This window comes from Streptomyces sudanensis, assembly GCF_023614315.1.
GTDB lineage: Bacteria > Actinomycetota > Actinomycetes > Streptomycetales > Streptomycetaceae > Streptomyces > Streptomyces sudanensis.
The window spans coordinates 2199679-2211585 of record NZ_CP095474.1 but is presented as its reverse complement, the minus strand read 5'-3'; the positions used below and the strand labels follow the sequence as shown (position 1 = coordinate 2211585).

At 72.6% G+C, this 11907-nt stretch carries 11 protein-coding genes; 9 read left to right on the top strand and 2 right to left on the bottom strand.

Going from position 1 to position 11907, the window contains the following annotated elements:
* Positions 1-45: 45 nt before the first annotated feature.
* The coding region (locus tag MW084_RS10220) for an RDD family protein (RefSeq protein ID WP_275563554.1) at positions 46-578 on the top strand (533 nt) is incomplete at its 5' end.
* A gap of 516 nt (positions 579-1094) precedes the next feature.
* The gene (locus tag MW084_RS10215) at positions 1095-3536 is read left to right on the top strand and encodes an immune inhibitor A domain-containing protein (RefSeq protein WP_010470129.1); all 2442 of its coding nucleotides are present in this window, start codon (positions 1095-1097) and stop codon (positions 3534-3536) included.
* Between the two features lie 138 nt (positions 3537-3674).
* Here MW084_RS10215 and MW084_RS10210 read toward each other — a convergent pair whose 3' ends face one another.
* Together MW084_RS10210 and MW084_RS10205 are read right to left on the bottom strand one after the other, a co-directional pair.
* Positions 3675-4262 carry an isochorismatase family protein gene (locus MW084_RS10210; RefSeq protein ID WP_010470128.1) on the bottom strand — a complete coding sequence of 196 codons (588 nt, stop codon included), beginning with the start codon at positions 4260-4262 and terminating at the stop codon, positions 3675-3677.
* A 172-nt stretch (positions 4263-4434) separates the two neighbouring features.
* Complete coding sequence (locus tag MW084_RS10205; protein WP_029553446.1) at positions 4435-5787, bottom strand: nicotinate phosphoribosyltransferase; 1353 nt, start codon at positions 5785-5787, stop codon at positions 4435-4437.
* A 148-nt stretch (positions 5788-5935) separates the two neighbouring features.
* Between MW084_RS10205 and clpS the strand changes: the two genes are divergently transcribed.
* From clpS to MW084_RS10175, 7 genes are all read left to right on the top strand, one after another.
* Positions 5936-6241, top strand: a complete 306-nt coding sequence (clpS, locus tag MW084_RS10200; RefSeq protein ID WP_010470125.1) for an ATP-dependent Clp protease adapter ClpS — start codon at positions 5936-5938, stop codon at positions 6239-6241.
* Entirely contained in the window at positions 6241-6813 is a 573-nt protein-coding gene (locus MW084_RS10195) for a DUF2017 domain-containing protein (protein ID WP_010470123.1), read from the top strand. The genes clpS and MW084_RS10195 overlap by 1 nt, the downstream gene beginning before the upstream one ends.
* A 1027-nt stretch (positions 6814-7840) precedes the next feature.
* Entirely contained in the window at positions 7841-9304 is a 1464-nt protein-coding gene (locus MW084_RS10190; protein ID WP_010470121.1) for an amino acid permease, read from the top strand.
* A 318-nt stretch (positions 9305-9622) separates the two neighbouring features.
* Positions 9623-10045, top strand: a complete 423-nt coding sequence (locus MW084_RS10185; RefSeq protein ID WP_010470119.1) for a M67 family metallopeptidase — start codon at positions 9623-9625, stop codon at positions 10043-10045.
* A 119-nt stretch (positions 10046-10164) separates the two neighbouring features.
* Complete coding sequence (locus MW084_RS24325) at positions 10165-10278, top strand: putative leader peptide (protein ID WP_010470116.1); 114 nt, start codon at positions 10165-10167, stop codon at positions 10276-10278.
* A 134-nt stretch (positions 10279-10412) separates the two neighbouring features.
* Positions 10413-10691 (top strand): MoaD/ThiS family protein, encoded by a 279-nt coding sequence (locus MW084_RS10180; protein WP_010470114.1) that lies wholly within the window; start codon positions 10413-10415, stop codon positions 10689-10691.
* Positions 10691-11641, top strand: a complete 951-nt coding sequence (locus MW084_RS10175; protein ID WP_010470113.1) for a PLP-dependent cysteine synthase family protein — start codon at positions 10691-10693, stop codon at positions 11639-11641. Before MW084_RS10180 ends, MW084_RS10175 begins: the two co-directional genes overlap by 1 nt.
* The last annotated feature ends 266 nt before the right edge of the window (positions 11642-11907 follow it).

The following is an 11907-nucleotide window of genomic DNA, read 5'->3' as shown; positions in this document are numbered from 1 at the left end:
CGNNACNNCCCCNGCNGCCGCCCGGTGGTGAGGGACCGTACGGNNGCGGCCCCTACGGGGGCGGCCCGTACGGCTACGGGGGTGCCGATCCGCTCGGCGGGATGCCGCCGCTCGCCGACACCGCCAAGCGCGTCCTCGCGCGTCTCGTCGACTGGCTCGTCATCGCCGTACCGCTGGCGCTCCTCGGCATCCCCTTCGGCGTCTACTCCCGGGTGAGCGACGAGTCCGCGGGCTTCGACGACGTGTGGACGTCGGGCAACACCGGCGGCCAGTGGACGTTCCAGCTCCTCTCGATCGTGGCGTACGTGGCCTACGACACCTTCATGACGGCGAAGCGGAACGGCCAGACGCTCGGCAAGCGGCTGACGGGCCTGCGGGTCGCCATGCTCGACGACGGCAGCGTCCCCCCGGTCGGTGCCGCGCTGACGCGGGCGCTCGTGCTGTGGCTGCCCGCGCTGATCTGCTGCGCCTGCCTGTGGCCGCTGCTGCTGCTGGTGCTGATCCTGGTGGACAAGCCGTACCGGCAGGGCCTTCACGACAAGGCGGCGAAGACGGTCGTGGTGTCGACGGAGCGGTGACGGCCACCAGGCCGGTCCGTCCTCCCGGGGGCCGCCCCCTCCGGGGTGCCCCGGGCGGGTGCCGGGGCGGTGGCGCCCGGCGGCCCACGCTCGCCCTCCCGGGCCTGCCCTGCCCCGCACGGGGGAGACCCGGGCGGCCGGACCCGGGCGGCCGGACCCGGCACGAGGGAATCCGGCACAGGGGAATCCGGCACAAGGGAATCCGGCACAAGGGAACCAATAAAAGGGGATATGACACGCAAACGACTGGTGTGCCGGCAGTCTTGACGGGGGNNNGGGGNCCGGGTCGGCGGCCGATCGCGGGGGTGCCGGGGCGGTGCCGCGTCGCGCGGCGGCGAAAGCCCTGTCCGGCATGTGGATCGGCTGTCCGCATACGGTATGCGGGACCCGGAAGTCAAGACTGTCTTTTTTTGCGTAAGTCCGGTCGAATGTCGTCACTTGTGGCGCGACACCGCACGCGAATGATTATTCAACCCCCCGTTCGTGTCGGCGGTGCGCAGGGGAGGAAACAAACAAGTGACCAGCAGACGACGGGCGTTCCGCACGTCCGCGGTGTTCGTGGCCCTGGCCGCGACCGCCGCCACCGCCGGAGCCCTCACCACGGCGGCCCACGCCGACAACCGCCCCGAGACGGGCATCGAGCGCCACGACCCGGCGCCGGGCGCGGACCACGGCCACGCCCACGAGAAGGCCGCGGGCGTCGACCACGACCTCGAGGGTCCGTTCAGCGAGCAGCAGGAGAAGCAGCGCGAGGCGGCGCTGGAGCAGGTCCTCTCCGGCGAGTCCAAGGTGGAGCGCCGCGGCGCCTCCAAGGTCGTCAAGCTCGACGACAAGAAGTACGTCGAGCTCGGCCGGGAGAAGACCGACAAGATCTTCACCATCCTCGTCGAGTTCGGCGACAAGGTCGACAACGAGACCCTCGTCGACCGCAAGGACGACGACACCGACGAGCTGAAGCCCAAGTTCGGCGGCGCGCCCGGCCCGCTGCACAACCGCATAGCCGAGCCGGACCGGACGAAGGACAACTCCACCGCCTGGCAGGCCGACTACGACCGGGACCACTACCAGGACCTGTACTTCGGCACCGGCAAGGACGAGAACGGCGAGGAGAAGCACTCGCTGAAGACCTACTACGAGCGCACCTCGTCCGGCCGCTACTCGGTCGACGGCACGGTCTCGGACTGGGTCAAGGTCGAGTACAACGAGGCCCGCTACGGCTCCAACTACTGCGGCCAGAGCAACTGCTCCAACGTCTGGGACGCCGTCCGCGACGGTGTGACCGCGTGGTCCGCCGACCAGAAGGCCAAGGGCAAGTCCGACGCCGAGATCAAGGCGATGCTGGCCGAGTACGACCAGTGGGACCGCTACGACTTCGACGGCGACGGCAACTTCAACGAGGCCGACGGCTACATCGACCACTTCCAGATCGTCCACGCGGGCGAGGACGAGTCGGCGGGCGGCGGCGCGGAGGGCGCCGACGCCCTGTGGGCCCACCGCTGGTACGCGTACGGCACCGACGCCGGCAGGACCGGCCCGGCGAACAACAAGGCCGGCGGTACGCAGATCGGCAACACCGGCATCTGGGTCGGCGACTACACGATGCAGCCGGAGAACGGCGGCCTCGGCGTCTTCGCCCACGAGTACGGCCACGACCTCGGCCTGCCCGACCTGTACGACACCTCCGGCCGCGCGGGCGCCGAGAACTCCACCGGCTTCTGGTCGCTGATGTCGGTCGGTTCCTGGCTGGGCACCGGCAAGGACGCCATCGGCGACATGCCGGGCGACATGACGGCCTGGGACAAGCTGCAGCTGGGCTGGCTCGACTACGAGAAGGCCAAGGCCGCCACGAAGTCCGAGCACAAGCTGGGCGTCGCGGCGTACAACACCAAGGACCCGCAGGCGCTCATTGTCGAGCTGCCGAAGAAGAGGGTCACCACCCCGATCGTCAAGCCGGCCCAGGGCGCCACCCAGTGGTGGAGCAACATGGGTGACGACCTCAAGAACACCCTCACCCGCTCCGTCGACCTGACGGGCAAGTCCACGGCCAAGCTGTCGCTCGACGGCTGGTGGGACATCGAGGCCGAGTACGACTACCTGTACGCCGAGGTCTCCACGGACGGCGGCGCGCAGTGGACCGCCCTCGACGGCACCGCGGACGGCACGCCGATCGCCAAGGACGCGGGCGGCGCCACGGGCCTGACCGACGTCTCCGGGTCGTTCAAGAAGCTCGAGTACCCGCTCGACGCGTACGCCGGCAAGAAGATCGACATCCGCTTCCGCTACCAGACGGACGGCGGCGTGGCCCAGAAGGGCTTCGCGGCGGACAACATCGTCGTGACGGCCGACGGCGCCCCGCTCTTCGCGGACGACGCCGAGACCGAGGCCGCCGGCTGGACGGCCAAGGGCTTCTCCCGCATCGGCGAGGCGATCACCGACGAGTACCCGCAGTACTACATCGCGGAGAACCGCCAGTACGTCTCCTACGACAAGACCCTGAAGGTCGGCCCGTACAACTTCGGCTTCTCGGGCGACAAGGCCAGCTGGGTGGAGCACTACGCCTACCAGACCGGTCTGCTGCTCTGGAAGTGGGACACCTCCCAGAAGGACAACAACACGGCCGTCCACCCCGGTGAGGGCCTCGTCCTTCCCATCGACGCCCACGCCAAGCCGCTGACCTGGGCCGACGGCACGCTGATGCGCAACCGCATCCAGTCCCACGACGCCCCGTTCAGCCGCTTCGGCACCGACCGGCTCACGCTGCACAAGGCGGACGTCCCGCAGCGGATCGGCGGCCTGCCGGGCAACCCGGTCTTCGACGACCGCAAGGGCGTGTACTGGTTCGAGAGCAACCCGCGCGCCGGTGTGAAGGTGTCCGACACCAACACCCGGATCGCGATCACCGAGCAGCCGCGCCACGGCCGCACGATCACCGTCCAGGTGGGCCCCTCCACCAAGTGACCTAGGAAACCGCAGGTCGCAGCATGATCGGCCGTCGCCCTTCGCGGGCGGCGGCCGATCGCTTTCGGACGGGCCGGCGCGTCCTCCGGGCCGCGCCTCCCGGCGGGGAAGGGGCGGGGGCGCCCGGCGCGGACCGGGTCAGACGACCGGCTCGCCGCTCAGTTCGACCCCGGCCGCGCGCAGCTCATCCAGGGCCCCGCGGGTGGTCTCCCCGGAGACGCCCGCCGTGAGATCGAGCAGCACGCGCGTGCGGAAGCCCTCCGCGGCCGCGTCCAGGGCGGTGGCCCGCACGCAGTGGTCGGTCGCGATGCCCACGACGTCGACCTCCGTCACCCCGCGGTCCCGCAGCCAGTCCGCGAGGGCGACGCCGTTCTCGTCGCTGCCCTCGAAACCGCTGTACGCGGCGGCGTACGCGCCCTTGTCGAACACGGCCTCGACGGCGCCGGAGGCGACGGCCGGCGCGAAGTTCGGGTGGAACCCGACGCCCTCGGTGCCCGCCACGCAGTGCGGCGGCCAGGAGCGGACGAAGTCGGGGTCGCCGGAGAAGTGGCCGCCCGGGTCGACGTGGTGGTCGCGGGTCGCGACGACGTGCCGGTAGCCGACCCCCGCGGTCTCGCCGATCAGGTCCGTGATGGCGGCGGCGACGTCCGCGCCCCCCGCCACCGCGAGGCTGCCGCCCTCGCAGAAGTCGTTCTGAACGTCGACGACGATCAATGCGCGGTGCATGGGGACTTTCCTTACGTGGGGAGCGGTGACGGTCGGGGAAGGGGACGTCCCGAGCCTAGGGGCCTCCCCTTCGCGACGGGGGGACCGGGGGCCGGGTACCCCGCCGGCCCGGNNGGACGCCCGCGCCCGGGCCGGGCGCGGGGCCNNGGGGCGGGAGGACCGGGGCGGTGCCTCAGCGCCCCGCGGCCGGACCGGGGCCGACGAACTCGGTGGGCAGCACCGGTTCGCCGGGCGACAGCTGGACCGCCGACATGGGAAGCCCCGCGCGGGCGGCGACGTGCCGCTCCCGCGCCGCCTCCAGCGGCTCCCGGCCGACGACCCGCCCGCCCTCGACCAGCAGCCGCTGCAACTGCCGCCCGGCCAGCTCCTCCGGTATCGGGCCGGTGCCGACGACCTCCGCCTCGGCGACCCCCTCGGCGTCCAGCCGCCGGGCCGCCCACTTGCGGCCGCCCACCGACGCCTTGCCGCCCACGGACCGCTTGGCGACGGGCCGCAGGGGGGCGGCCGGATCGGCCGAGTCGGCGCGGGCGACCAGCTTGTAGACCATCGAACCGGTCGGGTGCCCGCTGCCGGTCACCAGCCGGGTGCCCACGCCGTACGCGTCCACGGGCGCGGCGGCCAGCGAGGCGATGGCGTACTCGTCCAGGTCCGAGGTGACGACGATCCGCGTGTCGCGGGCGCCCAGCTCGTCCAGCTGCTGCCGCACCCGGTGGGCCACCAGCAGCAGGTCGCCGGAGTCGATGCGCACGGCGCCGAGCCCGGGCCCGGCCACCTCCACGGCGGTCCGTACGGCCTCGCGCACGTCGTACGTGTCGACCAGCAGCGTCGTGCCGCGCCCCAGCGCCTCCACCTGCACCCGGAACGCGTCCCGCTCGGTGTCGTGCAGCAGCGTGAAGGCGTGCGCGGACGTGCCGACGGTCGGGATGCCGTACCGGAAGCCGGCGGCCAGGTCGGAGGTGGAGTCGAAGCCGCCCACGTACGCGGCGCGCGACGCGGCGACGGCGGCCAGCTCGTGGGTGCGCCGGGCGCCCATCTCGATCAGCCCGCGCCCGCCGGCCGCCGTCGACATCCGGGACGCGGCGGCGGCGATGGCGGAGTCGTGGTTGAGGATGGACAGGACCACCGTCTCCAGCAGCACGCACTCGGCGAAGGAGCCCTCGACCCGCAGGATCGGGGAGCCGGGGAAGTACACCTCGCCCTCGGGGTAGCCCCAGACGTCGCCGCCGAAGCGGTACTCCGCCAGCCAGGCGAGGGTCGGCTCGTCGACGACGGCCCGCTCCCGCAGGAAGGCGAGCACGCGGTCGTCGAAGCGGAAGTTCTCCACGGCGTCCAGGACGCGGCCGGTGCCGGCCACCACCCCGTACCGGCGGCCCTCGGGGAGGCGCCGGGTGAAGACCTCGAAGACCGATCGCCGGTCGGCGGTACCGCCCCGCAGGGCCGCCTGGAGCATGGTCAGCTCGTACTGGTCGGTGAAGAGCGCGGTGGACGGCACTGCCACCGGAAGCCCTAGGTCCGCAGCGTTCATGTCAGGATCGTACCCCGAATACTCGTCAGAATGACGATTTCTCGTCCGGGGGTCCCCGGGGCCCCTTGCGGGGCGGCCGGCGGGCCCCGGGGCGGAGTCGGGGTACCCGTTTGTGCGAGGGCGCACGGGCGGTGGCAGCATTGGGGGAGTGAGTGTCGCACCCGTAGAGATCGAACGCACGGCCCCGGCGGAAGAGGGCCGCGCCGTCACCGAACCCGACGTGCCGTGGGTGACGATCGTCCACAACGACCCGGTCAACCTCATGAGCTACGTGACGTACGTCTTCCAGACCTACTTCGGCTACTCCAAGGACAAGGCGCACAAACTGATGCTCGACGTCCACCACAAGGGCCGCGCCGTGGTCTCCAGCGGCACCCGTGAGGAGATGGAGCGCGACGTGCAGGCGATGCACGGGTACGGGCTGTGGGCGACCCTCTCCCAGGACCGCGGCTGATGAGCGGCCACTTCGAGGCGCTGCCCGACGGCGGCGCGGCCGTCCCGCTGGACGAGGTCGAGGTGTCCATCCTGCGTTCGCTCGCGGTCCAGATGCTGGAACTGATCGGCCCCGGCGACGAGCCGGCCCGGGGCGAGGACCCGCTCGCCGAGCTCTTCCGGGAGGGCCCCAGCGAGAAGCCGTCCGACCCGGCCCTGGCCCGCCTCTTCCCCGACGCCTACGGGGACGGCGACGAGCAGGCGCGCGCGGCCTCCGCCGAGTTCCGCCGGTTCACCGAGAACGACCTGCGCACCCGCAAGCGCGAGGACGCCCTCGCCGTCGTCCGCGCCCTCGACGGCCTGGTCTCCGCCGGCGGCGGCCGGCTGGAGCTCTCCCCCGAGGAGGGCCGCCGCTGGCTCGGCGCGCTCAACGACCTCCGCCTCACCATCGCGGCGCGGCTGGAGGTGACCGACGACGTCGAGAACACCGCCCTGTACCGGCTGCCGGACTCCGATCCGCGCAAGCCGATGGTGATGGCCTACCTGTGGCTGGGCGTCCTCCAGGAGACCCTCGTCGAGGCCCTGATGCCGTAGCGCGGAGCCCCGCCCGCGTCGTCCCCCGCCCCCGCACTCCGGGGTCCGCCCGTACACCCGTACGCCCGTACACCCGTACGCCCGTACGGACGTGGCGCGCGGGCGGCGGCACGCGCGCCCGGGGGCCTCCGGGCGAGGCCCCGGGGCCGCTCGTGTTCCGCCACCCGCGGGGCGCGCCCTCCCCGCGCGGGACCCGGGACCCCGTTCCCGCCCGTAGGGGCGCTGCCCGGAGCCGTACGGTCCCGGGCCGTACCGCCCGGCCGACCGGGTGACGCCGCGTCGGGGCGCGGATCCGCCCGCGGGGGTGCTGCGCGGCCCTGCACGGGGGCGTCGTCCGGCCCGTACGGCGGTGCTGCGCAGGGCCCGTACGGGGGGTGTGCTGCGCGGCCCGTACGGCGGTGCCGCCCAAGCCCGTAAGGGGGCGTCGTCCGGCCCGTAGGGGAGCCTCATTCGGCCCGTAGGGGGCGTTATTCGGTCCGTAGGGGAACGTCATTCGGCCCGCACGGGGTGCCGTCCGGAGTCCTCCTGCCCGGTTCGTGCGGGATGCTGCCGGACTCCTGCCGTCCGGCGGGCGGGTGACGCCGCGTCGGGGTGCGGCCCGGTCCGTACGGGGCGGCGCCCGGCGGCCGGGGGCGGAACTCCGGGGTGCCCCGCCGGGCGAGACGCGTCCGCGAACGCGCCGCGGACGCCGGGGAGGACGGACGCCCTTCACCGAACCGGGTACGCCATTCGGAGTAGTTGTCCGGTTGACAGCCCCTTCGATTCGAATAACGATCCGATTACCGCGCTGCGGCTTTTCTCCCGACCGTAGGAACCTGCCCGATGTGTTCCGTGACCTGGGTCACAGTAGGCGGTTTTCCGCCGTGGTACACCATCACGACCACCTGCCGGACGACACTCACGTTCGCGTAGGGGCGCTGCGCCGGTCGATCGCCGGCACACAACTCCAGCAGTATCCGGGGGAATGGAAACCGGCTCGGCGCCGAGCGTGGAGCGGGCCGGTAGCGGAGCGGAAGGGCGCACCACGATGACCTCTACGCAGGTCGGCAAGAACACCGGCGACGGCGTCCCGGGCGGGACGCCCGAGGAGGGATACGAGCGCGGCCTCGGCAGCCGCCAGGTCCAGATGATCGCCATCGGCGGCGCCATCGGCGTCGGCCTCTTCCTGGGCGCGGGCGCGAACATAGCCAAGGCCGGACCCAGCCTCATCCTGATGTACGCCCTCGCCGGCGTGATCGTCTTCTTCATCATGCGGGCGCTCGGCGAGCTGCTCCTGTACCGCCCGGTGTCGGGTTCCTTCGCGGAGTACGCCCGCGAGTTCCTCGGCCCGTTCTTCGGGTTCGCGACCGGCTGGACCTACTGGCTCCTGTGGGTCGTCACCGGCATGGCCGAGCTGACCGCGGCGGCCATCTACGTGAACTTCTGGTTCCCGGAGATCCCGCAGTGGGTGAGCGCGCTGGTCTTCCTGGTGGTGCTGTACGCCGCCAACCTGATCTCGGTGAAGATCTTCGGCGAGATCGAGTTCTGGTTCTCGATGATCAAGGTCACCGCGATCATCGGCATGATCGTGATCGGCCTGGGCGTCGTCACGTTCGGCTTCAGCCAGGCCGGTGACACCGCCGCCGTCTCCAACCTCTGGGCCTTCGACGGCATCTTCCCCAAGGGCATCGGCTCCAGCCTCATGACCCTGCAGGGCGTCATGTTCGCCTACATCGCCGTCGAGCTGGTCGGCGTCACCGCGGGCGAGTCCGAGAACCCGGAGAAGACCCTCCCCAAGGCCATCAACACCCTGCCCTGGCGGATCATCATCTTCTACGTCGGCGCCCTCAGCGTCATCCTGATGGTCGTCAAGTGGACCGAGTTCCAGCCCGGCGTGAGCCCCTTCGTGGCCGCCTTCGCCAAGATCGGCATCCCCGCGGGCGCCGCGATCGTCAACTTCGTGGTCCTCACCGCCGCCCTGTCGTCCTGCAACTCCGGCATGTACTCCACCGGCCGCATGCTGCGCGACCTGGCCGCCAACTCCGAGGCGCCGAAGGTGCTGGGCCGGCTCAGCTCCTCCAAGACCCCGGCCATCGGCATCACCGTCTCCGTCGCCCTGATGGGCATCGGCGTGGTCCTCAACTACGTCGTCCCGGAGAAGGCCTTCGCGTACGTCACCTCCGTGGCCACCGCGGCCGGCATCTGGACCTGGCTCATGATCCTCATCAGCCACATCCGCTACCGTCACGCCGTCGTGGCCGGCCGGCTGCCCGCCTCGTCCTTCCCGGCGCCCGGCGGCACGATCTGCAGCTGGATCGCCGTCGCCTTCCTGCTCGTGGTCACCGTCATGATCGCGGTCCACCCGGACAGCCGCGTCTCGCTGTACGTCGGCGCGGTCTGGGCCGTCTGCCTGGCCGTCGGCTGGGCCGTGCTGAAGTCCCGCGCCCCGCAGGTCGCCGCGCGCACCGCGCCCGGCAAGCCGCTGGACCCGGCCGGCTCCCCGCGCGACTGACCGGACCGCACGCCCCTTCGACGGGGCCGCCTCCCTCCGAGGGGCGCCCGGATTCCTCCCGGGCGCCCCTTCGGCGTACGCGGGGTCCCCGGGCCCCCGGCCGGCATCCCGGGCTCCAGGCCCCGGCACCCCGTGTCCCGGCGCCCCGGGCTTCGGGTTCCTGCATCACGGGCCCCGGCCCCCCGCGTCCCGGCGCCCCAGGCTTCGGGCTCCTGCACCAGGGCCCCGGCGGCCCGGGCCCCGGCAAGACTGTCCGAGATGTGGACGGGTCCGTACCACCCCTCGGTACAGACGACCCGTCCGCTTATCCTGATGCGCATGCTGACCATCACACGGGCCCTGTACGACCAGATCGTCGCGCACGCCCGCGCGGACCACCCGGACGAGGCCTGCGGCGTGGTCGCGGGACCGGCCGGCTCCGGGCGCCCCGAGCGCTTCATCCCGATGCTCAACGCCGCCCGCTCGCCGACGTTCTACGAATTCGACTCGGGTGACCTGCTGAAACTCTATCGGGAGATGGACGACCGCGACGAGGAGCCGGTCGTCGTCTACCACTCGCACACGGCCACCGAGGCCTATCCCTCCCGCACCGACGTCTCGTACGCCAACGAGCCGCACGCGCACTACGTCCTGGTCTCCACGGCGGACGCCGACGACGCCGGGCCCTTCCAGTTCCGGTCCTTCCGCATCGTGGACGGCGAGATCACCGAAGAAGAGGTCCGGGTCGTCGAGGCCTACTGAGAGCCGCAGGACCGCGCCGACCTGCGACTCAGAGGGAGGAGTCCGCATGCCGAGCGGACTTCGTCCGGGATGCGGGATCACCCTCCGATCGGACGGCCGGGAATCGATACGATGACCGCATGGTTCTCCTCGACGTGAGCGAAAAGACGCCAGGCCCCGCCCTGCTCGTCGCGCGGCTGCACGTCGACCTGTGCCGCCTCGCCAGCGCCATGTGTCCCCGCGCCGCCGCCTGAGCGACGGCCCCCGCGCACGGCCGCACGGCCCGCCCTCCGCACGCACGCGCCCCGCGACCGGCCCCCCGGGTGCCCGGGAAGAGACGCGCCGTGCCCGCACCCCGGCAGTTCCCACCCCTCACAGGAGTCCACCCATGGCCATCGAGGTCCGCATCCCGACCATCCTCCGCACCTACACCGGCGGCGCCAAGGCCGTCGAGGGCGACGGCGAGACCCTCGCCGAGCTCTTCACCGACCTCGAGACCCGCCACGCGGGCATCCGGAACCGCATCGTGGAGGACGGAGAGCTCCGCCGCTTCGTGAACGTGTACCTGAACGACGAGGACGTGCGCTTCCTCGACGGCATCTCCACCAGGCTCTCGGACGGCGACAGCGTCACGATCCTCCCGGCGGTCGCCGGCGGAATGCGCTGATGCGCTACGACAGCCCCCTGGCCGCGGTCGGGAACACCCCGCTCGTCCGGCTGCCGCACCTGTCCCCCTCGGAGGACGTGCGGATCTGGGCGAAGCTGGAGGACCGCAACCCGACCGGCTCCGTCAAGGACCGCCCCGCCCTCCACATGATCGAGCGGGCGGAGAAGGACGGCCGCCTCAGGCCCGGCTGCACCATCCTGGAGCCCACCAGCGGCAACACGGGCATCTCGCTCGCGATGGCGGCCCGCCTCAAGGGCTACCGCATCGTCTGCGTGATGCCCGAGAACACCTCCCGGGAGCGGCGCGACCTGCTCGCCATGTGGGGCGCCGAGATCGTCTCCTCGCCCGCGGCCGGCGGCTCCAACACCGCCGTACGGGTCGCCGGGGAGCTGGCCGCGCAGAACCCCGACTGGGTGATGCTCTACCAGTACGGGAACCCGGACAACGCCGCCGCGCACTACGAGACGACCGGCCCGGAGATCCTCGCCGACCTCCCGTCGATCACCCACTTCGTCGCCGGGCTCGGCACCACGGGCACCCTCATGGGCGTCGGCCGCTACCTGCGCGAGCACCGGCCCGGCGTGCGGATCGTCGCCGCGGAGCCCCGCTACGACGACCTGGTGTACGGACTGCGCAACCTCGACGAGGGCTTCGTCCCCGAGCTGTACGACGCCTCCGTCCTCACCACCCGCTTCTCCGTCGGCTCGGCCGACGCGGTGGCCCGCACCCGGGAGCTCCTCCAGCGGGAGGGCATCTTCGCGGGCGTGTCGACGGGGGCGGCCCTGCACGCGGCGATCGGTGTCGGCCGGAAGGCCGTGAAGGCGGGCGAGGCCGCGGACATCGTCTTCATCGTCGCCGACGGCGGCTGGAAGTACCTCTCCACGGGCGTCTACACGGCGCCGACGACGGAAGCGGCGATCGAGGCCCTCCAGGGCCAGCTCTGGGCCTGACCGCCGCCCGCCCCGGCGGGAAGCCCGGCCCGCGGGAAACCCGGTGCGCCCCCCGCGGGAAGCCCGGTCCGTCCCCGCGGGGNGCCCGGCCGCCGGCGCGCAGGGCTTCCCGCCGGGNNNGCGCGCCCGGNCGCGCAGCCCCGGGGCCGCGGCACCCGGCCGCGCGGCGGCCGCCCACCCCACGGGCCCCGCGACCGCCGCTCCGGGCGCTGACCCCGTCCGGCCGTACCGTCTCTCCCCCGCCCCCGCGACCCGCCGCCCTGGGC